Origin of the sequence: Actinoplanes sp. L3-i22, from assembly GCF_019704555.1 — a bacterium.
Classification (GTDB): domain Bacteria; phylum Actinomycetota; class Actinomycetes; order Mycobacteriales; family Micromonosporaceae; genus Actinoplanes.
The window spans coordinates 1,310,581-1,329,933 of record NZ_AP024745.1; the positions used below are offsets into that span (position 1 = coordinate 1,310,581).

General features: G+C 71.0%; 23 protein-coding genes, 1 tRNA gene and 1 pseudogene. 9 read left to right on the forward strand and 16 right to left on the reverse strand.

Features of this window, described 5'->3' with window-relative positions; all coding sequences use genetic code 11:
- Positions 1–238 precede the first annotated feature (238 nt).
- Positions 239–793, forward strand: coding sequence for an HNH endonuclease (locus L3i22_RS06070; RefSeq protein ID WP_221326008.1), 555 nt, complete (start codon positions 239–241; stop codon positions 791–793).
- On the opposite strand, the gene L3i22_RS06075 is transcribed toward L3i22_RS06070, so the two are convergent.
- Together L3i22_RS06075 and L3i22_RS06080 are read right to left on the reverse strand one after the other, a co-directional pair.
- On the reverse strand, positions 794–1,594 hold the full coding sequence (locus L3i22_RS06075; RefSeq protein ID WP_221326009.1) for a class F sortase: 801 nt from the start codon (positions 1,592–1,594) through the stop codon (positions 794–796).
- A complete protein-coding gene (locus L3i22_RS06080) occupies positions 1,591–2,085 on the reverse strand; it encodes a hypothetical protein (protein WP_221326010.1) in 495 nt (164 codons plus the stop codon). The genes L3i22_RS06075 and L3i22_RS06080 overlap by 4 nt, the downstream gene beginning before the upstream one ends.
- A 207-nt stretch (positions 2,086–2,292) precedes the next feature.
- Here L3i22_RS06080 and L3i22_RS06085 point away from each other — a divergent pair, with 207 nt between their 5' ends.
- Both L3i22_RS06085 and L3i22_RS06090 read left to right on the forward strand, forming a co-directional pair.
- Positions 2,293–2,583 carry a hypothetical protein gene (locus tag L3i22_RS06085; RefSeq protein ID WP_221326011.1) on the forward strand — a complete coding sequence of 97 codons (291 nt, stop codon included), beginning with the start codon at positions 2,293–2,295 and terminating at the stop codon, positions 2,581–2,583.
- Positions 2,570–2,959, forward strand: a complete 390-nt coding sequence (locus L3i22_RS06090) for a DUF5130 family protein (protein WP_221326012.1) — start codon at positions 2,570–2,572, stop codon at positions 2,957–2,959. The genes L3i22_RS06085 and L3i22_RS06090 overlap by 14 nt, the downstream gene beginning before the upstream one ends.
- Positions 2,960–2,973: 14 nt before the next feature.
- Here L3i22_RS06090 and L3i22_RS06095 read toward each other — a convergent pair whose 3' ends face one another.
- The gene (locus tag L3i22_RS06095; protein WP_221329808.1) at positions 2,974–3,516 is read right to left on the reverse strand and encodes a Uma2 family endonuclease; all 543 of its coding nucleotides are present in this window, start codon (positions 3,514–3,516) and stop codon (positions 2,974–2,976) included.
- 173 nt (positions 3,517–3,689) lie between these two features.
- Entirely contained in the window at positions 3,690–6,248 is a 2,559-nt protein-coding gene (gene pepN / locus L3i22_RS06100) for an aminopeptidase N (RefSeq protein WP_221326013.1), read from the reverse strand.
- Between the two features lie 126 nt (positions 6,249–6,374).
- Between pepN and L3i22_RS06105 the strand changes: the two genes are divergently transcribed.
- The 3 genes from L3i22_RS06105 (at position 6,375) to L3i22_RS06115 (ending at position 9,390) form a co-directional block, all read left to right on the forward strand.
- On the forward strand, positions 6,375–7,001 hold the full coding sequence (locus L3i22_RS06105; RefSeq protein WP_221326014.1) for a DsbA family protein: 627 nt from the start codon (positions 6,375–6,377) through the stop codon (positions 6,999–7,001).
- A 265-nt stretch (positions 7,002–7,266) separates the two neighbouring features.
- Entirely contained in the window at positions 7,267–8,463 is a 1,197-nt protein-coding gene (locus tag L3i22_RS06110) for a DUF1015 family protein (RefSeq protein ID WP_221326015.1), read from the forward strand.
- 9 nt (positions 8,464–8,472) lie between these two features.
- A complete protein-coding gene (locus tag L3i22_RS06115) occupies positions 8,473–9,390 on the forward strand; it encodes an alpha/beta hydrolase (RefSeq protein ID WP_221326016.1) in 918 nt (305 codons plus the stop codon).
- Positions 9,391–9,428: 38 nt separating this feature from the next.
- Here L3i22_RS06115 and rpiA read toward each other — a convergent pair whose 3' ends face one another.
- From rpiA to L3i22_RS06130, 3 genes are all read right to left on the reverse strand, one after another.
- On the reverse strand, positions 9,429–10,130 hold the full coding sequence (rpiA, locus tag L3i22_RS06120; protein ID WP_221326017.1) for a ribose 5-phosphate isomerase A: 702 nt from the start codon (positions 10,128–10,130) through the stop codon (positions 9,429–9,431).
- A 49-nt stretch (positions 10,131–10,179) separates the two neighbouring features.
- Positions 10,180–10,620, reverse strand: a complete 441-nt coding sequence (locus L3i22_RS54565; protein WP_370644524.1) for a hypothetical protein — start codon at positions 10,618–10,620, stop codon at positions 10,180–10,182.
- Positions 10,621–10,734: 114 nt separating this feature from the next.
- Positions 10,735–11,958, reverse strand: coding sequence for a GNAT family N-acetyltransferase (locus tag L3i22_RS06130; protein ID WP_221326018.1), 1,224 nt, complete (start codon positions 11,956–11,958; stop codon positions 10,735–10,737).
- A 103-nt stretch (positions 11,959–12,061) separates the two neighbouring features.
- On the opposite strand from L3i22_RS06130, the gene L3i22_RS06135 reads away from it, so the two are divergent.
- Positions 12,062–12,691 (forward strand): DNA-directed RNA polymerase II, encoded by a 630-nt coding sequence (locus L3i22_RS06135; protein ID WP_221326019.1) that lies wholly within the window; start codon positions 12,062–12,064, stop codon positions 12,689–12,691.
- Between the two features lie 89 nt (positions 12,692–12,780).
- On the opposite strand, the gene L3i22_RS06140 is transcribed toward L3i22_RS06135, so the two are convergent.
- From L3i22_RS06140 to L3i22_RS53340, 9 genes are all read right to left on the reverse strand, one after another.
- Entirely contained in the window at positions 12,781–13,155 is a 375-nt protein-coding gene (locus tag L3i22_RS06140; RefSeq protein ID WP_255657990.1) for an AtzH-like domain-containing protein, read from the reverse strand.
- Complete coding sequence (locus L3i22_RS06145) at positions 13,152–14,762, reverse strand: regulator (RefSeq protein ID WP_221326020.1); 1,611 nt, start codon at positions 14,760–14,762, stop codon at positions 13,152–13,154. The genes L3i22_RS06140 and L3i22_RS06145 overlap by 4 nt, the downstream gene beginning before the upstream one ends.
- Positions 14,759–15,418: a cysteine hydrolase family protein gene (locus L3i22_RS06150; RefSeq protein WP_221326021.1), complete on the reverse strand. Its 660-nt coding sequence runs from the start codon at positions 15,416–15,418 to the stop codon at positions 14,759–14,761. The genes L3i22_RS06145 and L3i22_RS06150 overlap by 4 nt, the downstream gene beginning before the upstream one ends.
- A gap of 3 nt (positions 15,419–15,421) precedes the next feature.
- Positions 15,422–16,111, reverse strand: a complete 690-nt coding sequence (locus tag L3i22_RS06155; RefSeq protein WP_221326022.1) for a cysteine hydrolase family protein — start codon at positions 16,109–16,111, stop codon at positions 15,422–15,424.
- Between the two features lie 72 nt (positions 16,112–16,183).
- On the reverse strand, positions 16,184–16,819 hold the full coding sequence (locus tag L3i22_RS06160; RefSeq protein ID WP_221326023.1) for a GntR family transcriptional regulator: 636 nt from the start codon (positions 16,817–16,819) through the stop codon (positions 16,184–16,186).
- A 156-nt stretch (positions 16,820–16,975) separates the two neighbouring features.
- Positions 16,976–17,482, reverse strand: a complete 507-nt coding sequence (locus L3i22_RS06165) for an SRPBCC domain-containing protein (RefSeq protein ID WP_221326024.1) — start codon at positions 17,480–17,482, stop codon at positions 16,976–16,978.
- Positions 17,479–17,799, reverse strand: coding sequence for a helix-turn-helix transcriptional regulator (locus L3i22_RS06170; RefSeq protein WP_221326025.1), 321 nt, complete (start codon positions 17,797–17,799; stop codon positions 17,479–17,481). Before L3i22_RS06170 ends, L3i22_RS06165 begins: the two co-directional genes overlap by 4 nt.
- Before the next feature lie 105 nt (positions 17,800–17,904).
- Entirely contained in the window at positions 17,905–18,408 is a 504-nt protein-coding gene (locus L3i22_RS06175; RefSeq protein ID WP_221326026.1) for a hypothetical protein, read from the reverse strand.
- The gene (locus L3i22_RS53340) at positions 18,359–18,997 is read right to left on the reverse strand and encodes a hypothetical protein (RefSeq protein WP_255657991.1); all 639 of its coding nucleotides are present in this window, start codon (positions 18,995–18,997) and stop codon (positions 18,359–18,361) included. The genes L3i22_RS06175 and L3i22_RS53340 overlap by 50 nt, the downstream gene beginning before the upstream one ends.
- Here L3i22_RS53340 and L3i22_RS53345 point away from each other — a divergent pair.
- Positions 18,920–19,147: pseudogene (locus L3i22_RS53345) on the forward strand (helix-turn-helix domain-containing protein); the annotation flags it as partial. The gene L3i22_RS53340 and the pseudogene L3i22_RS53345 sit on opposite strands and share 78 nt — an antisense overlap.
- A 132-nt stretch (positions 19,148–19,279) precedes the next feature.
- Positions 19,280–19,352 (forward strand) — tRNA-OTHER (locus L3i22_RS06185).
- Position 19,353 lies beyond the last annotated feature (1 nt).

Here is a 19,353-nt window from a genome sequence, read left to right on the forward strand (position 1 = left end):
GATATCCGGGATGGAGACGCTGGGAGAGGGAGTCGGAGCAAGGAGCACGGGGAGTCAAGGTACCGGGTCCGGCTGAGCGGGACGACGTCAGACGTTTACCACCCGGCCACAGATTGTGCTCGCAATTTGGTCATCCATCAGGGACTATTGGCGCACAGGCTTCGTCAGCGAGGCCCAGATCACACACGGCTGAGCTACGGGAGCGCTTAACAGCACGAACACCGGAAGGGTGATCGCGATGCCTGACATACGACCCATAGTGGGCTCTTCCGCGTTAGTGCTGAACGCTACCTACGAGCCTCTGTGCGTCGTATCGGTGCGTCGAGCGACCATCCTCGTCCTCACCGACAAGGCCGAAACGGTCTCCGACGGTGACGGGATCCTGCACAGCGCGCACGAGGAGCTCCCCGTTCCCTCTGTGGTCCGTCTCACGCGGTACGTGAAGGTGCCGTACCGGACCCACGTCGGTCTCTCCCGCCGGGCCATCTTCGCCCGGGACGGCGGCCGCTGCGCCTATTGCCGCGGCTCCGCCGAGACCATCGACCACGTCTTCCCGCGCAGCCGAGGTGGTCTGCACGCCTGGGAGAACGTGGTGGCCGCCTGCGCCAAGTGCAACCACAGCAAGGGCGACAAGACACCGGCCGAGCTCGGGTGGCGGCTGCACTCCATACCTCAGGCGCCACGGGGCGTCGCTTGGCGGGTCCTCGGGCACCGCACGCCCGATCCCCGTTGGATGGACTGGCTGGACATGCCCGAAAATCACGCCGCCCCGGTAGCCACCGAGGCGGCGTAATTATTTCCTGGAGCTGACCAGGGAGGCGTAGACGACCACGTTGTCGGCGTATCCCTGGTCACCCCCGAGCCACTTGCCACCGCAGGTCATCAGGCGCAACGAGGGCCGGCTGAAGTCGCCGTAGACGCGGTTGACGGGCAGCCGGTCCTTGTCGTACCGCTCGACCGAGTTCACCTCGAAGACGGCGACCGTCCCGTCCGCCCGGTCCACCTCGATCCGCTGCTTCGGCTTGAGCTTGCCCAGGTCGTGGAAGACCGACGGGCCGGTCCGGGTGTCCGCGTGCCCGACGAACAGCGCCGGCCCGAACTGCCCCGGCGTCGGCCCGCCGTCGAACCAGCCGACCTCGTTGTGGCGCTTCAGCGGCGGCACGTCGACCGTGCCGTCGCCGGCCAGCCCGACCTCCAGGATCGGCGCGTCGATCTTCAGGTCCGGGATGCTCAGCCGCTCCGGCCGGCTCGGCTCCAGCACCGGGAACGCGCGCGGCGGCGGCTCGTCCGGCCCGCGGAACAGGCCCAGGTCGAAGCCGGTGGACACGCCCAGGCCCATGGCCACCGCGAACAGTCCGACAAAGAACAGCGCCAGGGCGATCCCGCCGATCGGCCAGCGCCGCCGCCGGCGGGCCGGGACACGCCGCGGGGCGGGTGTCCGGCGGCGCGGCAGCGGCACCCGGAACGGGGACCGGCCACCCTGCGGCCGGGGCGCCGGCAGCGGGCCGGTCACCACCCCCTCGGGCGGGGCGCTGATCACCTGGGCGGGGCGTTTCCCGCGGACCGACTCGGGCACCCCGGGCTCGCCGCTCATCGCGGGCTCCGGCGGCGCGCCGCCAGCAGGAGCAGTCCGGCGGCGGCCACCATCACCGCGAGGCCGCCCCCGATGAGCAGCGGCGCGGTCCGTTCCGGGGCGGTCCCGCCGCCGCCGGTGGCCGGCCCGCGGCTCGGTTCCACCTTGGGCAGCACGTGCATGCCGGTCTTCGCGGTCTTCCCGTCCGGGCAGTGCAGCGTGACCGGGTAGTCGCCGGGTTTCTGGTCGGCCGGCACCTTCGCGGTCGCGGTCAGGAAGCCGAACTCCGGCTCGACCGGCACCGAGCCGATCGGCTCGGCGGTGACCGTGGCGGCCTTCAGGTTGTCGTCGCAGGAGGCGCGCAGCGAGATCTCGTCCCCGGCGCGCACCGTGCTCGGGTTGATCTCGACGAACACGGTCGCGGCGGCGTGCGCCGCGGGCATCGGCAGCGCGACGGCGAACGTGGTCGCGACGGCGAGCGCGGGTAAGAACAAGGCAGCGGCCAGGCGCATCGAAAATCCCCCCTCTGGCCGTTCGCGGGCGTAAAGCACGCGGACGGCGCGTGAAGGTGATTTTCGCACCGCGACGCACATTCCGCGTAGATCCCGACGGCGTGAGACCCGGGTTCGAGACCCGACGGTCCGGCACGACTCGTGCTCCGCTACCGTGATTGATGTTCGACTTAACAGAGGATCACACCGGCGCCTGGGGGCGTTCAGTTGTCTGTAATCACCACCATTCTGGTCTATGTGATCATTCCGGCCGCGGTCATCGGCACGGTGGCGATGATCGTCTTCGCCCGTTCCGACAAGGCCAAGCCGTCCCGGCGCTACCGTCCGGGCCGGCCCTACGAGTTCGCGCCGATGTGGTTCCTGGCCGCGCCCGAGCGGGTCGCGGCGGCGGATCACGGGCACGCGACCCCGGCTCTCGAGCGCGGACAGGTCATCGAGGACAGCTCCGGCGCTCCGGTCCGGCCCGGCCCGACAGGAGGCGCAAGTGACAAGTGGTGAGCTGGTCGAGGCGGACCGCGAGGGCCCCTTCACGACCCGTCAGCTGCTGCGCCTCGACGAGGCGCTCCGGCTCGCCGACCAGGCGACCGGCCTGACCTTCAGCATCTACCTCGGCGACCTCGAGGAACCGGTCCGCGAGTCGGCGGAGAAGCTGCACGCCCAGATCCCGAACCCGCACAAGGCCGTGCTGCTCGCGGTGTCGCCGAGCCAGCGCAAGCTGGAGATCGTCACGGGCGACGAGGCCCGTAAGCGGATCACCGACCGGGACTCGAAGCTGGCGGCCTTCGGCATGGCCGGCTCGTTCGCCGGCGGCGACCTGATCGGCGGCCTGATGATCGGCCTCGACCAGCTGGCGTCGCACGCCGGCCGGTCCTGACCTGTCTTAAGACCCTAGAAAGCGCAGACCCGGATCGGGTACGGGGCGTCGAGCTTCACCGGCTCGGCGCCCTCGATCCGTTCCAGCTGCCGGTAGGCGTCGGCGTCCAGCGTGTACACGGCCATCGCCGCGCCCGGCTCCACCCGCCAGTAGGCGGGGATCCCGGCCGACGCGTACACCGCGGGCTTGAGCAGCCGGTCGTAGCGCCGGGTCTCGGCCGACTCCACCTCGACGACCAGCGCCACGTCGGCCGGGTCCACCCAGATCGCCCCGGACGAGCGCGGCCGCAGCACGATCACGTCGGGCACCAGGCTGCTCGTGTCGATCTCGACGCCGAGGCGGGCGCAGACCCACCAGTCCGGCGGGGCGGCCGCGCGCAGCGCCGTGACGACCGCCTCGACGACGCCGTCGTGCGCGCGGTCCAGCGGCGGGGTGACGTGCAGGCAGCCGTCGAGGATCTCGTAGCGATGCCCGTCCTGCGGGAAGAGGTGCAGGTCAGGCTCCGTCCAACGGCCGTCCGGAGCGGTCCATCGCATCGGTGAGCCCTGGCTCAGCATGGTCACGGGGCACCTCCTACGCCGCTCCGACGCCGCTCCTTCGCCGCGGAGCACAAGCCTACTGACGCAGCTCTGTTTCTGCGGGGTTACCGCCAGTTTGCGAGGAAAAGGCCTCGTCCGGCGTACCGGACGAGGCCTTCTTTAAACCTTAAAAACGATTATTCGGTACGGAATCAGCCCGCAGCCGCATCCTTGGCCCGCGCCTTGAGCGCCCGCAGGATCCCGTCCCGCCCCTCGGCGACCAGCCGCCGCAGCGACGCCGGGTGCCCGTCCCGCAGCAGCCAGGCGTCGGTCAGCGCGACCGTCTCCTCGCTGATCTGGAACGCCGGGTAGGCGAGCGTGGCGAACTCCTGCGCCGGCTCGCTGTCCGAGCGGGCCCACACCTCACCCACCGCGTCGAAGAACTTCTCCGCGTACGGCGCCGTCAGGGACACCTGCCGGGTGCTCTGGAAGCCCTGCAGCAGCGACCGGTTGAGCCAGTTCGGCGGGGTCTGCGGGCCGGTCAGCTCGGCCCAGACCCGGGCCTTGTTCTCCGGCGTCGGCAGCAGCGCCCGGGCGATCGCCGCCTCCCGCTCACCGCTGGCGGTCTTGTCCGCGGTCAGCTCGTCGTCGATCTCCGACTCGGCCGCCGCGCCGATCGCGGACAGCGCCTGTAGCAGCGACCAGCGCAGCTCGGTGTCGATCACCAGGCCGGCCGGCGTCGCCCCGCCGCTGAGCCAGGCGCGCAGCACGGCCGCCTGCTCCTGCGTGCGGGCCGCGGTGATGTAGGCCCGCGCCCAGGTGAGCTGCCATCCGCTGCCCGGCTCGGCCGCGGCCAGCTGGGTCTCGGCGAGCGTGGCCAGCATCGCCCAGCCCTCCGGGGCCCACGCCGGGTCGGCGAAGCTGACCAGCGCGTTGCCGGCCTGCCGCAGGGTCGCGGTGGTCAGGTTGATGTCGGTCTCGGCCGACAGGCCCGAGACGACCAGCCGCACGTAGTCCCGCGCGGCCAGCTCGGCGTCGCGCAGCATGTCCCACGACGCGGCCCAGCAGAGCGCCCGCGGCAGCGCCGAGTCGAACCCGGCGATGTGGTCGACCAGCACGCTCAGCGAACGCTCGTCGAGGCGCAGCTTCGCGTACGTCAGGTCGTCGTCGTTGATCAGCAGCACGTCCGGCGCCTTGACCCCGGCCAGCGCCGGGATCGCGGTGCGCTCGCCGGCCACGTCCACCTCGAGCCGGTCCCGCCGGACGAGGCGGTCGCCGACCAGGTCGTACAGGCCGATCCCGATCCGGTGGGTCCGCAGCGTCGGGTAGTCGGCCGGCGCCTCCTGCAGCACCGTCACGCTGGTGTAGCGCCCCTGGTCGTCCAGCTCGACGACCGGGCGCAGCGTGTTGACCTGCGAGGTCTCCAGCCACTGGGCGGCGAACTTGCGCAGCTCCCGGCCGGACGCCGTCTCCAGCTCGGTGAGCAGGTCGTCGAAGGTGGCGTTGCCCCACGCGTGCTTGGTGAAGTACGCGCGCAGGCCGGTGACGAACGGGTCCAGCCCGACGTACGCCACCAGCTGCTTGATCACGCTGGCGCCCTTGGCGTACGTGATGCCGTCGAAGTTGACCTCGACCGCTTCCAGGTCCGGCATCTCGCAGTAGACCGGGTGCGTGGAGGACAGCTGGTCCTGCCGGTAGCCCCAGGCCTTGCGCATGGCCAGGAACGTCGACCAGGCGTCGGTGAACCGGGTGGCCTCGGTGTTGCACCAGTGGCTGGCCCACTCGGCGAACGACTCGTTCAGCCACAGGTCGTTCCACCAGCGCATGGTGACCAGGTCGCCGAACCACATGTGGGCGAGCTCGTGCAGGATCGTGTTGGCCCGCTGCTCGTACTCGTAGTCGGTGACCTGCGAGCGGAAGATGTAGTGCGCCTCGGCGTGCGTGACGCAGCCGAAGTTCTCCATCGCGCCGGCGTTGAAGTCGGGCACCCAGAGCTGGTCGTACTTCGGCAGCGGGTACCGCACCCCGAACTGCTCGTGGAAGAAGTCGAAGCCCTGCTTGGTGATCAGGAACAGGTCGTCGGCGTCCAGGTACCGGGCCATCGAGGCGCGGCAGAACACGCCCAGCTCGATGCCGTCGTGCGAGTCGCGGACCTCGTGGTACGGCCCGGCGCAGATCGCGGTGATGTACGTGCTCATCCGCGGCGACTTCGCGAAGTGCACCGTCCGCGCGCCGTTCCCGGCCGTCTCCTCGCGCTCGACCGGCATGTTCGAGACCACTTTCCAGTGGCCCGGCGCGGTCGCGTGCCAGGTGAACTCGCTCTTGAGGTCGGGCTGGTCGAACGCCGCGTACACCCGCTGGGCGTCGGCGGTCTCGAACTGGCTGTAGAGGTAGATCTCCTTGTCCACCGGGTCGACGCTGCGCTGCAGGCCCTGCCCGCTCGCCGAGTAGGCGAAGTCGCCCTCGACGATCAGCGTGTTCTCGGCGGCCAGACCGGTCAGGAACAGGCCCTTCTCGGCCGACCAGGCACTCAGGTCGAGCGGCTCGCCGTTCAGCGTGGCACCGTGCAGCCGGACGGCCGCCGCCTCGATGAACGTCTCCGCGCCCGGCTCGGTGCACCGGAAGTCGACGGTCGTGGTGGAGCGGAAGGTGTCGGACCCGGGGTTGCCGTTTCCGTCGGTCAGATCGAGGGCGATGTCGTACCCGGTCACCTCGAGCAATCGACTCCGCTCGGCAGCCTCGACCTGGGTCAGGTTATGAACACCGGCCACGTGCACTCTCCTTCGAGCTGACTGCTTTTCCTCGCAGCCTATGCGGCGCGCCGGTGTCGCACCTCACCTGTACCGCCTTCGGCCGTGGGGAAGCGCCGAACTACTTGCGCGAGGAAGAATCGAAGCATGACAGAACGCGCGACCGTCGACATGTACTTCGACCCGCTGTGCCCGTGGGCCTGGATCACCTCCCGCTGGCTGCTCGAGGTGGAGAAGGTGCGCCCCCTCGACATCCGTTTCAACGTCATGAGCCTGGCCGTCCTGAACGAGGGCCGGGATCTCCCGGAGCAGTACCGAGAGCTGATGAACAAGGGCTGGGGCCCGGTCCGGGTCTGCATCGCCGCCGCCGAGACGGCCGGCCCGGAGGTGCTGCGGGATCTCTACACCGCCCTCGGCACCCGGATCCACCTGCAGAAGTACGAACTGGACGAGAAGCTGTTCCGGGAGGCGCTGACCGAGGTCGGCCTCGACCCGGAGCTGGCCGCCGCGGCGTTCACCGACGCCCACGACGAGGCCCTGCGGGCCAGCCACAACGCCGGGATGAAGCCGGTCGGCACGGATGTCGGCACCCCGGTGATCCACGCGCCCGGCCCGGACCCGGACTCGAAGGTCGCGTTCTTCGGCCCGGTCATCACCCCGGCGCCCAAGGGCGAGGCGGCCGGCAAGCTGTGGGACGGCGTGCTGCTGGTGGCCGGAACGCCCGGCTTCTACGAGATCAAGCGGAGCCGCGAAATCGGTCCGATTTTCGATTAGTTCGCCACTTGTTCGTCGCCCTGGTCGTTGGATGAGGTGATGTACACCTCATCCAGCGACGCGGTCGGCATGACCATCGGCGTCCAACGCGAAGTATGGGCCGATTTATCCCCTGAGCTGGCGGGACTCGTCGCGCCGCCGATCACCGTGACGGCCCGCCCGGCCGAACGTCCGGTGAACGCTCATCGACGGGCGCAGTTGGGCAGGTCACGCGGGAACGTGCCGGTGGGTGGGCGCCGGCGGTCCGCCGGGTAAGTTGCCTGCCATGACGGTCGTGCACCCGATCAGCCGGGCCTGGATCACCACTGGCGGTACCGGAGCCCAGAACTACGACGAGTTCGCCGACGACGCCGAAATCACCGACATCATCACGGCCAACGCGCACAGCTCGCTGGCCGTGGAAATGCCGCATCTCGCGCCCGAGTCCCTCGGGAAGACCTTCGCCGAATCCCTCCCGGACGCCGTCGTCCGGCTGGAGCGCGACACGTCCGAGGGCCACTACCGGCAGGCTGAGCACGTCGTGGTGCTCTACCGGATCACCGCGAAGGACGAGGCCCCCGCCTACGGCCTGTGGAGCCTGGTCGACACCGACCAGATCTCCACCAGCGCCGACGAGCCGGGCCTGGTCATCCGCAACGAGGACGTCTTCATCGCCAAGGTCCGCGAGCGGGTCGCGCTCGCCGACGCGCTGCAGACCCTGCTCTCCCCGGTGCTGCTGCTGCAGACCGGCAAGGGCGAGGAGCTGCACGCGGCCCTGGCCGACGCCTGCGACGCCGCGGGCGAGCCGGAGGCCACCGACACCGACCAGACCGGCCGGACCCACGCCATCTGGACCGTCGGCGCGGGCGAGCTGCAGGACCGGCTCACCGCGCTGGCCGGCGGCGGCGACCTGGTCGTCGCGGACGGCAACCACCGCAGCCTGGCCGCGCAGACCGGCGGCCTGCCGCGCTTCCTCGCGGTGATCACCACCCCGGCGTCGGTCGCCATCCAGCCCTACAACCGCCTGCTCAGCGAGCTCCCGGCGCGGCCCGAGGAGCTTCTGGAGGGCCTGCGCGCGGCCGGTGCGACGGTCACCGAGCTGCCGCGCGCCGCGGCTCTTCCCGGCAAAGGGACGATTGAGATGTACGCCGGTGGCCGCTCCTATGCGGTCGGTCTCCCGTCCGACCCGGCCGGCACCGCGGTGGAGAACCTGGACCACGCCCTCGTCGAGCGGGTGCTCCTGCGTGACGTCCTGGGCCTGGACCCGGGCGACAAGCGGATCTCCTACATCGGCGGCGACTACCCGGTCGAGTGGCTGCGCGGCGAGGTCGACGCCGGCCGCGCCGAGCTGGCCGTGCTGATCGCCCCGGTGACCGTCGAGGACTTCGTCGAGGTCAACCTGGCCCGGCTGAAGCTGCCCCGGAAGAGCACCTGGTTCACCCCGAAGGCGCGCGGCGGTCTCGTCCTCGCCCAGCTCGGCTGACCCCGGGCGATGCTCCACCCCCAGGTAACGGCGGCGGCGAGTCTTCGCCGCCGCCCCACCGCCGAGGAGTCGGCCGCCGGCCCCTACGAGCGGCTCCAGTTCGTCCGGGCCGCGATGGAAGAGGCCGTCGAGGTGGAGACCGGCCCGGCTCTGCCGTTGCCGGTCGTCGTCGACCTGGACGCCGACGGCGTGCCCGGCCGGCTGTACGCGACCCGGGCCGGCGCCCCGGTCTTCGTCTACCTGCATGGCGGCGGCTGGTGCTACGGCAGCATCGAGTCGGTCGACCGATTCTGCCGGCGCGTCGCCGACCGCTCCGGCCTGGCCGTGCTCTCGGTGGGCTACCGGCTCGCCCCGGAGCACGTCTACCCGGCCGCGCTCGACGACGTCGCGACCGTCCTCGGCCACGTCCGCAAGAACGGGGCCGAGCTGGGCGTCGACCCGTTCCGGCTGGCGATCGGCGGGGACAGCGCCGGCGGCCACCTGGCCACCGTCACCGCGCGGCGGCAGCGGGACGCCGCCACCCCGCTGGACTACCAGGCGCTGATCTACCCGGCCCTCGACCCGCTCACCTCCGCCGAGTCCTACGCGGAGCTCGGGGAGTACGGCCTGGACCGGGCCTCGATGAGGCTGGCCTGGGAGACCTTCGTCCCGGACCCGCGGCAGCGGCTCACCCCGGACGTCGCGCCGCTCGCGGTCGCCGACCTGTCCGGGATGCCGTCCACCCTGATCATCACGGCGGAGTACGACGTGCTCCGGGACGAGGGCGCCGACTACGCGGACGCGCTGGCCGCCGCCGGGGTGCCGGTCGTGCACACCCGCTACATGGGCATGAACCACGGTTTCGCCCGCAAGATCGCCACCATCGACGCGGCCCGGGCCGCCGCCGACCAGGTGGCCTCAGCTCTGCGTGCGGCCCTCACCTTCTGACAGGTGCGGGCCGCGCGCCCTTTTTAGCCGGGCCCTTCTCAGCCGGCCAGGATCAGCTCGAAGTCGTACCCGAAGAAGAGGCCGGTCTCGACCACGCCGGGCATCTGCTTCAACCGGGCGTGCGCGTCCTCGGCGATCTCACTGAACCGCAGGTCCAGGGTCAGGTTGCCGCGCTCGGTGATGACCGGGCCGTCCTTGCCGCCGGCCGGGCGCAGGGTGACCTCCTCCAGCCCGGGGAAGTCCTCGAGCTTCTCGAAGATCAGGCTGAGCGCGGCCGGGTCGATCTCCACCGGCGCCGCGAAGTTCTGCCCCAGCCGCTTCACGATCTTGGACTGGTCGACCACGATGAACGCCTTCGGCGCCGCGGCCATCATCAGCTTCTCCTGGTAGAGCGCGCCGCCCCGGCCCTTGATCAGCCGTTTGTGGTCGTCCACCTCGTCGGCGCCGTCGAAGCACCAGTCCGGGCGGGCGTCGTTCAGCGTGGTGATCCGCAGACCGAGCGCCGAGCAGGCGTTCGCCACCTCGATCGAGGTCGGGATCGCGGTGAAGGAGAGCCCCTCCTTCTCGGCGCGGGCCGCGAGGGCCTGCAGGGTGAGGAAGCTGGTCGAGCCGGAGCCGACGCCGACGGTCTGCCCGTCCCGCAGCTCGGCGGCCAGCCGCGCCGCCGCCTCCCGCTTGGCTTCCTCGTTCTTGATGGCACCTGACCAGGTCAGGCCGTTGGGGCGGTTCGTCCACTGCATGTGATGGTCAACCGTTTCCAGGAGCGGTCCGTGGTCGACCTCATCGTAGTCAGCGGCGGGGGAGGTCTTCGCGCGGCAGCCAATTGCGCCGCACGATCACCAGGTCCCGCTCGGCGTCGGCGAGCTGTTCCTCGGACGGCCGGCAGGCATCCCGGGCACGCAGCGCCGCACCCACACTGACCTGCGACGATCCCGATCCGACCAGGCCGCGCAGGCCACGCTCGGCCTCCCGGTCCTCGCTGTTCCCGCCGCCACCCGGCGCGGGCCGGCGCGGCGGGCGCCCGCTCACCGGCGGCGCCGGCACCGGGGTCGCCGGAGCGGCCGGAACCGGCGGAGCCGCCGGCGTCGGCGCGGCGGCCGGGGCCGACGGGACCGGTGCCCCGGCCGGAGCCGACCGAACCGGAGCGGCCGGAGCGGCCGGGACCGGTGGAGCCGACGGGACCGGTGGAGCCGACGGGACCGGCGGGGCGGACGGGGGCGGGCCGGGCACCGGGGTGGCCGGCTCGGCCGGAGCGGGATTCGACCCGGACGGGGGGCGCACCCGCCGGCGGCGGCGTTCGGGTTCGGGTTCGGCCATGACCCGACGGTACCGCCGCCGACGGCCTCAGAACGTCTCGGTCGCGCTGGGCGCCCGGTGCCAGCCGAACGCCAGGCTCGGATCGTTCCCGGTCAGCTGCCGGACCCGGCCGGCCGCGGCAAGCGTGGCCAGCGAGGTCCCGCCCAGGTAGACCGCGCCGAGATCGGTCACCGTGGCGGTCAGGTCGGCCGGGTCACCGGTCCGCACACAGGCCGCGCCCGCCGGACCGCCGGTCAGCCGCCAGCGGCCGGTGTTCGCCGGCAGGATCGGGTCGTCCACCTCCAGCACCACGTCGACCGGCGCGCGGTACCGCCGGGCGGCGAGCGCGCCCGGCACGTCCACCAGGCGTACCCAGAGCGCGTCGGCGAGCGTGGTGCCCAGCCGGCGCGGCTCGTCCACCAGGTACTGCAGCGGCTCGTCGACCGCGCCGTGGCTGAACTTCACGGTCCGGGTCAGGTCGATGCCGAGCAGGAACCGCCACAGCGCCTGATACGCCTGCGGGTCGGCGGCGACCACCTCGGTCACCTGCGCGGTGGAGTCCGGCCCGTGCGACGACCAGCCGTCCTTGACCCGCCAGCGCGCGTAGCCGGTCGGGCCGCCGGGACCGTCGTGGACCACCGCGTACTCCCGGGTGGCGCCGTCACGGTGCTCCGACGGATCGGTGAGGACCGAGCGCCACCAGCGGTCGTCCCGGTCGGACCAGCCGACCCGATCGACCCGCACCTGGTCGAAGACCTTGCTGATCTCGGAGAGCAGGCCGGTCGGCTCACCCATCCGCAGTCGCCCGGACGGCTCGGCCGGCGGGACGGTCAGGCGAACCTCGCGGTTCATGATCGTGAACCGGAGGCGGGACGCGGCCGCGCCGTACCCGAATCTGGGGTAGATCGCGGTCTCGCTGGCCCACAGCACCGCGAGCGGCTCGCGCCCGGCCGCCGCGATGTCCTCGAGCTGCCGGCGCATCAGCGCGGTCAGCAGACCCCGCCGCCGGTGGGTGGGCCGCACCCCGACCGAGGAGATGTGCGCGGCCGGCAGCACCGCCCCCGGCACGGTCAGCTCGCGGCTGTAGGCCACCGTCTGCCCGGCCACCTGCCCGGCGTCGTCGGCGATCAGGGAACGCTCGGGCTCGAAGACCTCCCGCTCGGCGGTCTTCGCCGCGCCCGCCAGCTCCTCGTGGAAGACCACGCCGAGCAGGTCGCAGATGGCCGGGAAGTCCTCGATCGTGCCCTGCCGGATTCGTATGCCGTCATCCATGGAGCTTGTGTAACGGACTCGCGTGGGTACGGGCCACCGATTTGCGGCGTCGTTACTCTCGAATCAGACGGCCGACCGGCCGCCTGGTCGAAAGAGGGGGAACATGCCGGAGCAACCGCAGTGGTCGGAGCGGACGCTCGACATGCCGCCGCAGGACCCGTGGGCGGAACCGCCGACGGTCACCGCGCCGGCCGTGCCGGAAGCTGGCGAGCCCACGCGGCCGCACCAGCCGACCTCCCCGGCGCCTCAGGCGCCGCAGTCACCGCAGTCACCGTTCAGTCAGGGCCGGGCCTCGGTCACGCCACGCACCCAGCGGCAGGACCAGACCGCTGTGCACGAGCCGACCGGGACCGGCTGGCCGGGCACCTCCGCGCCGCGGGCCGAGCACAGCCTCGGCTGGCACATGCGCCGCCTGCGCCGCGGCGGCGAGTGGAGCACCGCCGCCGTCCTGTTCGCGTTTGTCTGCTGGGGCATCTGGGCGCTCTCCGAGGGCGGCTCGCTGGGCACCCCGATGGTGGTGTTCGTGATCACGTTGCTGGTCGGCGTGGGCGTCTTCGCGCTCGCCCGGCTGGTCGGCCGCCTGGTCCTGGAGAGGTATCTGAACCGTCCCCGCCACACGGCCCGCGGCGCGCACATGGTCGCCGGGCTGTATCTGACCGGCGTCGGGTTCACGTTCCTGCGCCAGACCGAATGGGTGATGGACGCCTTCAACTGGGTGAAGAGCGTCTTCTAGCCACGTGTTGACGATGTTGAGTTGAGTCGACTGTACGAATCAACGTTGATAGTTGATTCGTACAGTCGATGTGTTGATTCATATTGACGTCAAGACGTCTCCGACACGTGGGCCGTGATGATCCGCCAGCCCTCGTCGAGACGGGCCCACGCCTGGGTCTGCCGGCCGACGACGTCCGATCCCGGATACCCGAAGAGCGTCGTGACGACGGCGGTGCTGACGCCGTACGTCTGGATCTGGGTCTCCTTCAATCGGCGGCCCGGCGGCAGCGGGCCCTGAGCGAGCCGCCACCGCCGCTGTTCCTCGATGTCGTTCTGCTGGTCGGCGATGCCGAAGCGGACCGCCCGGTCGGCGAAGAAGCCGAGCATGCCTTCCACGTCGTTGTCGACCAGCGCCTGCTCGTACGCCTCGAACGCCGCCGCCACCTCGGCGACCACCTCGGGCCGGTCCCGTTCCACGGTCACGCCGCGGAGGGCACGGGCACGCCGCCCTCGGGCGCCTCGGTGAACGCGTTGCCCTCCATCGCCGGCGGCTCGCCCGGCTCGGGCACCCGCGGCACGGGCTTGGTCAGCGCGACCAGCCCGAGAATCACGGTCAGGAACAGGTAGCCGAGCGCGACCTGCCCGTTCGCGTTCCACTGCACCTTCTCGGCGTGGATCAGCCCGACGAAGGTGAGCACCGCGCCGGACCCGGCGAAGACCGCCGCGTGCCAGAAGCGCTTGTCGATGATGAACGCGACGATCGCCCCGAGCACCAGCCCGGCCAGGATCGCCCCTTCGCCGAGTGTCTTCAGCCCGTCGTAGACCACCCCGGCCCCGGTCAGCGCGTCGTTGCCGACCGCCGCCGCGGTGGTGCCGGCCGCCGCGAGCGCGTTGTCCATCTGGCCGGTCGCCCAGCTCGCGATGTTCGGGATGAGCGCGGCGACCACCGCCGCGGCGTGCGCCCGGGGCGTCGCCTGGAACGCCTGCGCGCCGATCAGCAGCCCGATGTAGAGCAGGATCGGCACGATCGCCGCGGTCGGGAAGATCGCGCCGAGCAGGCCGAACAGGCCGAAGAAGCAGAGCAGCGCGATCACCACGCCGGTCGCCATCGAGTAGCCGGTGCGGCCGCCGGCCGCCTTCCAGCCGGGGTGGCCGACGTAGACCGCGGGCGGGAACGGCGAGCCCAGGCAGGACCCGACGATCGCGCCGGCGCCGTCGGCGAGCAGCACGCTGCGCAGGTTGTACCGGTCGCCGGCGGTGGCCGCGCTCTCCACGTTGGTCATCGCCTCGGTGAAGTTGTAGACGCCGAGCGGGATCGCGGTGGCCAGCAGCGGCGCCATGTCCCGGAGCCCGTCGACCAGCAGGTCGAACTTGAGGTGCGGGAACGCGAACGCGATGTCCTTGGCGGCGGCGGTCACGTCCGGCACCGACATCGCCCCGCCGAGCCAGCCGATCGCCGAGCCGGCCAGCAGCGCGACCAGCCCGATCGGCAGGTTGAACGGCAGTTTCACGTCGGTGAGCAGGCCGATCAGCAGCAGGCCGAAGACCGGCAGGGCGATCCAGGCGGCCTTCCACATGTTGCCGGCCGGGTTCATCGAGATGAAGGTGATCGAGATGCCGGCCAGTGTGCCGAGCAGCGCCGCACGCGGCGCGTACTTGCGGATGTACGGCCCGACGAACGCCCCGATCAGCACGATCACGCCGATGATGAACGCCCAGGCGATGCCGGCCGTCCACGCCTTCACCGGGTCCTTGGTGGTCAGGTAGATCGGCAGCATGATCACGAAGATGACGATGAACATGTGCGGGACGCTCGGGCCGTACGGCATCGCCGTGACGTCCGTGCGGTTCTCCCGCGCGGCCAGCCGGCGGGCCAGCCAGGTGTAGTAGATGTTGCCGCCGACCAGGGCGATCCCGAGCGCCGGCAGGATCACGCCGAACACGTCGGAGGCCGGCATCTTGATCACGCCGAGGCAGAGCCCGGTGAGGGTGAGCACGTTGACCAGGACGTTGACGCCGAAGCCGAAGAAGGCGTTGGTGTCGCCCCGGACCCAGTAGGGAAGTTTGGCCGTGGTGGTGGTAGCGGTCATTTGTCTACCCCTTCGAGGGCGGCGATCACTGCGGGGGAGTCCGCGACCCAGCCGAAGATCCCGCCCTGGGCGGCGATCATCTGCAGGCCGACACGCTGGAATTCGGGGAAGTAGGAGCCGACGCAGTCGGCCAGGACGAGGCACTCGTAGCCGCGGTCGTTGGCTTCCCGGACCGTGGTGTGGACGCAGACCTCGGTGGTGACCCCGGTGACGATCAGGCTGGTGCAACCCTCAAGGATCTTGGAAAGATCCGTTCCGTAGAAGGCGCCTTTGCCGGGCTTGTCGACGACGTCCTCGCCGTCGAGGGGCGCAAGCTCGTCGATGATGTCGTGGCCGTACTCGCCGCGAATCAGGATTTTCCCGAATCGTCCTTCTTGGCCGATCATCGAGCCACGCTTCAGCTTTGCCGGCGGGCAGTCCGACAAATCGGGCAGGTGGCCCTCGCGGGTGTGGATCACCTTGAGGCCGGCGGCACGCCCGGCCGCCAGCAGCGCGGCGAGCGGCTCGATCGTCCGCCGCAGCTGTTTCACGTCGTTGCCCAGGCTCTCCCCGAAGCCACCGGGCAGCAGGAAGTCCCGCTGCATGTCGATGACGATCAGCGCGGTGCTGCTCAGGTCGAACGAGAACGGGCCGGGATCGGCGGCGACGGTCGGCATGGCTCAGGCCTCCGTCGCGGCGATCACGGCGTCCGACGTGGACACGCAGCCGAAGACGCCGCCCTGCATGGTCACCATGTGCAGCGCGGCGGCATGGTTGGCCGGGTCGGTCGCCCCGGTGCAGTCGCTCAGGATCAGGCACTCGTACCCGCGGTCGTTCGCCTCGCGCATGGTCGTGTGCACGCAGACATCCGTGGTGATGCCGGTCAGGATCAGATGCGTGATCCCGTGCGTACGCAGGATCAGGTCGAGGTTGGTGGCGTAGAACGCGCCCTTGCCCGGCTTGTCGACGATCACCTCGCCGGCCACCGGGGCCACCTCGGGCACGATCTCCCAGCCCGGCTCGCCCTTGATCAGGATCCGGCCGGACGGCCCCGGCGAGCCGATCTCGGCGCCGATCCGCGCGGAGCGCCAGCGTTTGTTCGCCGGCAGGTCGGAGAGGTCCGGGTCGTGTCCTTCCCGGGTATGGATGACCAGCATGCCCAGGTCGCGGACGTGCTGCAGAAGTTTGGCGGTGGCCGGCAGTCCGGCGCGGGTGAGCTCGATGTCGTAGCCCATCGCGTCGACGTAGCCGCCCGGCCCACAGAAGTCGGTCTGCCAGTCGATGCAGAGCAGCGCGGTCCGGCTCACCGGCACCGTGCCGTCGTAGGGCCAGGGATAGGGGTTGGCTTGGACACTCCCGATCGTCGGCATATCGTCGATTGTCGACAGTTCTGTTTCCGGGAATCCCACCCCAGGTAACGCCGTGATTTCCCGGCGTGATCTTCAGATCAGGTAGGCGCGAGCTCCGTGCGCGTTCAGGGCCGAAAGAATTTCCGGTACGCCACCCCGCCGCACCGCCTCGAACAGCCGCTCGTGCCGGTGCACGCCGTCGGCCGGCCGCGCCGTCTCGGCCTCGCGGCGCATGTTCACCGCCATGTACAGCTGGATCTTCACCAGGATCGTCTCGTACAGTGCGGTCAGCTGCCGGTTCCCGCTGAGCGCGACCACCTCCACGTGGAAGCGGCGATGCGCGTTGGCCAGCTCCAGTCGATCCCCGGCGCCGGTCGCGGTCCGGATGGTGTCCAGCGCCGCGGTCAGCCGGGTCAGGTCGCGCCGCTCCGGAGCGGACGTCACCGCGTGCCGTTCCAGCAGGTCACGGAGCTCGTACAACTCCCGTACGTCGTCGTCGGAAAGCGTCGCCACCCGCGCGCCCCGCCGCGGGATGTGCTCGACCAGCCCCTGCTCGGCGAGGAGGCGCATCGCCTCGCGCAGCGGCGCGCGGCTGATCCCGAGGCGCTTGGTCAGCTGCTCCTCGACCAGTCGCTCGCCCGGATCGGTCCGCCCGCTCAGGATGTCCCGCCGCAGCCGATCGACCGCGAGCTCGACGAGGCTGTACGCCGCCAACTCCCCGTCACTCACGCGCCCAGTCTGTCAGGAGCTGTCCCGCCCGCGGCGGCGGTCCCGGGCGGACAGCCAGATCGCCGCGAGGCTCATCGATATTCCCAGTCCGAGAAGGGCGAACCAGAACACGGCCATGGGCGGAGGATAGCTTTCCCCCGCCCATCGCCGGCCCGGTCAGGCGTCGGCCAGCACCTTGCCGGTCTCCAGCAGCGACTTGAGGTCGCTGAGCACCCAGGCCCAGCCGCCGCCACCCTCGGCCGCGGCGTCCGGCGTGCCGGAGACCATGGTCGCGACCGCCGGGGCGTCGGTCACGTCATGCGTGATGGTCACCCGGCAGACGCCGGGCGCCGAGTCCTCGATCTCGTAGGTCAGCGTGGTGAAGCCCTCGGCCGCGGTGTTCGCGTCCATCAGCATCCGCCAGGTCTGGACGAGCCGGCGCGGTGCCTCGGCCTCCAGCACCTCACCGTCCAGGATCGGGTCCGGCATGTCGAAGCCGTTGGCCTTGGCGTAGTCCTTCATGCCCTGGTTGGCGTTCGAGTGGTACTTGCCGCCCTTCTTCAGCTCGAAGAACTGCGGCGTCGCGTAGCCGTACTTCGCGTTCCACTCCGGATCGGTGATCGCCTGCCAGATCTTCTCCGGCGTGGACTTGATCCAGATGCGGAAGACCTTGGTGTCGCTCATGACTCTTCCTCCAGCGTGCGCTTGAGATCGATGAGGGCTGTGACCTGGTGCTCGGTGTACTTGTCGATCCACCGGTCGTGGATCTGCCGGATCGGGACGACGTTGAGGAAGTGCAACTTCTCCCGCCCCGATCGGCGCGTGACGACGAGTCCCGCCTCCTCGAGCACCTTCAGGTGCTTGGCGACGCCGAACCGCGTCATGTCCAGCTCCGACTCCAGCTCGGTGAGCGTGCGGCCGTCCCGCCCGAAGAGCAGGTCGAGCAGGAAGCGACGGCTCGGGTCGGCCAGCGCCTTGAACACCCGATCGTCGTCCGTCATGACGCTAAGTTATGTGACCATTAGGTCACATGTCAACCCCGGGCTGCCCTGCGGCCTCCAGCGTTCCTGGTGGGCGACGGTCATGACGGGCGAATGCCGAAGCCGCTAGCGGCGCCGGGCGAGCATCTCCTGCTCCAGCTCCCAGGACTCGCCGTCATCCGTCGAGACGTACCCCAGCCAGCGGAAACTTCCCTCGGTCAGCTCGGTGAAGAGCCAGCGCACCGACGTCCCGTCACCCTGCCGGCCCTCCTGGACGATGTCACCGTTCTCCCCGGCCCGGCCGGTCAGCGTCCACGTCCGCCCCAGCGGCGAGAACCAGACGATGTGCCAGTGATCCGCCTCCGGGTCGTAGAGCCGCATCGTGCTCCCGGTCCGGCTGACCGGCCACCCGTCCGGCCCGGGCACGGTGAACCACATGACGTCCTGCACCGCACGCCCGGCCAGGACCCACCCGAACGTCCACACCACGGTTCCGGTGAGCCACTCGCCGTCCGGGAGCCGATAGCGGTTGATCACGTCCCAGGTGCCGACCAGCCGACCATAAAGATCAAGAGCTTTTTCATTGCTTGCGTACGGACGATCCGCCGCGAGCCCGTCGAGAAGCGTCATGCCCCGACCCTCCCGCCCGGCCGCCGGCCCGGTCTTGAACGAACTTGTCGTACCCCGTCGCTACGGTCGGGCCATGTTGGAGTTCCGGGCGCTGTGCACCGCCGGGCAGACCAGGGCCACCGCGGTCCGCTGCCCCGGCGGCCACTCCGCCGAGGAGCCGGTCGTCGCCGCCGCGGTCGTGCTCGTCCGGCGCGGCCTGTTCGTCCGGCACACCGGCGGCCGGGCCGTCCTGGCCGACGTCACCACGGGCTATCTGCAGCGTCCCGGCGAGACCCAGCGGATCAGCCATCCCCGCGGCGGTGACGTCTGCACCTCGCTGACCGTCCCGCCGGAACTCGCCGACCGCTTCGCCCACGCCGGCCCGGTGCGCGTCCCGGCGGCCGCCGACCTGATCCACCGCCGATTGCTCGCGGCCCCGCCGGGGGAGCGGTCCGACCTGGTGGGGGAACTGCTGGCCGCGCTCCTCCCGGCGTCCCGGGTGGCCCGGGCGGCGCACCCGGTGGTCGAGGGCGTGCGCGAGTTGCTGCACACCGACCCGGCTCTCGACCTGACCGCGCTCGCCGAGTCCGCCGGCTGGTCGCCGTGGCATCTGTCCCGCTCGTTCCGCCAGGTCACCGGGTCCACGCTGAGCGCCTATCGCCGCCGCCTGCGGGTCCGCGCCGCGATCGACGACCTGGCCGCCGACCCGGCGGCCGGCCTGGCCACGATCGCGGCCCGCGCGGGATTCGCCGACCAGGCACACATGACCCGGGCGATCCGCGCCGAGACCGGCTCGCCCCCGGCCGCGCTCCGCCGCCGGCTGTCCGACAGTGATCAGGCCACGCCGCGGCCCTCCCGGGCCGCCCCGCCGCTCGCGTATGCTCCCCGCGGCGAAGCCGTAGCGCAGAGGTCGTCGCGCCTTGGCACCGAGCAGGAGGACGCCGGTTCGAATCCGGTCGGCTTCGC

Excerpts from the sequence above, each read along its gene's own strand:
- L3i22_RS06070 (WP_221326008.1), top strand. The coding sequence starts at position 239 with ATGCCTGACATACGACCCATAGTGGGCTCTTCCGCGTTAGTGCTGAAC.
- L3i22_RS06075 (WP_221326009.1), bottom strand. The coding sequence starts at position 1,594 with ATGAGCGGCGAGCCCGGGGTGCCCGAGTCGGTCCGCGGGAAACGCCCC.
- L3i22_RS06080 (WP_221326010.1), bottom strand. The coding sequence starts at position 2,085 with ATGCGCCTGGCCGCTGCCTTGTTCTTACCCGCGCTCGCCGTCGCGACC.
- L3i22_RS06095 (WP_221329808.1), bottom strand. The coding sequence starts at position 3,516 with ATGCTGAGCCAGGGCTCACCGATGCGATGGACCGCTCCGGACGGCCGT.
- L3i22_RS06105 (WP_221326014.1), top strand. The coding sequence starts at position 6,375 with ATGACAGAACGCGCGACCGTCGACATGTACTTCGACCCGCTGTGCCCG.
- L3i22_RS06110 (WP_221326015.1), top strand. The coding sequence starts at position 7,267 with ATGACGGTCGTGCACCCGATCAGCCGGGCCTGGATCACCACTGGCGGT.
- L3i22_RS06115 (WP_221326016.1), top strand. The coding sequence starts at position 8,473 with ATGCTCCACCCCCAGGTAACGGCGGCGGCGAGTCTTCGCCGCCGCCCC.
- rpiA (WP_221326017.1), bottom strand. The coding sequence starts at position 10,130 with ATGCAGTGGACGAACCGCCCCAACGGCCTGACCTGGTCAGGTGCCATC.
- L3i22_RS06130 (WP_221326018.1), bottom strand. The coding sequence starts at position 11,958 with ATGGATGACGGCATACGAATCCGGCAGGGCACGATCGAGGACTTCCCG.
- L3i22_RS06135 (WP_221326019.1), top strand. The coding sequence starts at position 12,062 with ATGCCGGAGCAACCGCAGTGGTCGGAGCGGACGCTCGACATGCCGCCG.
- L3i22_RS06145 (WP_221326020.1), bottom strand. The coding sequence starts at position 14,762 with ATGACCGCTACCACCACCACGGCCAAACTTCCCTACTGGGTCCGGGGC.
- L3i22_RS06150 (WP_221326021.1), bottom strand. The coding sequence starts at position 15,418 with ATGCCGACCGTCGCCGCCGATCCCGGCCCGTTCTCGTTCGACCTGAGC.
- L3i22_RS06155 (WP_221326022.1), bottom strand. The coding sequence starts at position 16,111 with ATGCCGACGATCGGGAGTGTCCAAGCCAACCCCTATCCCTGGCCCTAC.
- L3i22_RS06165 (WP_221326024.1), bottom strand. The coding sequence starts at position 17,482 with ATGAGCGACACCAAGGTCTTCCGCATCTGGATCAAGTCCACGCCGGAG.
- L3i22_RS06170 (WP_221326025.1), bottom strand. The coding sequence starts at position 17,799 with ATGACGGACGACGATCGGGTGTTCAAGGCGCTGGCCGACCCGAGCCGT.
- L3i22_RS06175 (WP_221326026.1), bottom strand. The coding sequence starts at position 18,408 with ATGACGCTTCTCGACGGGCTCGCGGCGGATCGTCCGTACGCAAGCAAT.
- L3i22_RS53340 (WP_255657991.1), bottom strand. The coding sequence starts at position 18,997 with ATGCCACGGCGACCAGCCGGCGGACTCGGCGAGCGCGGTCAGGTCGAG.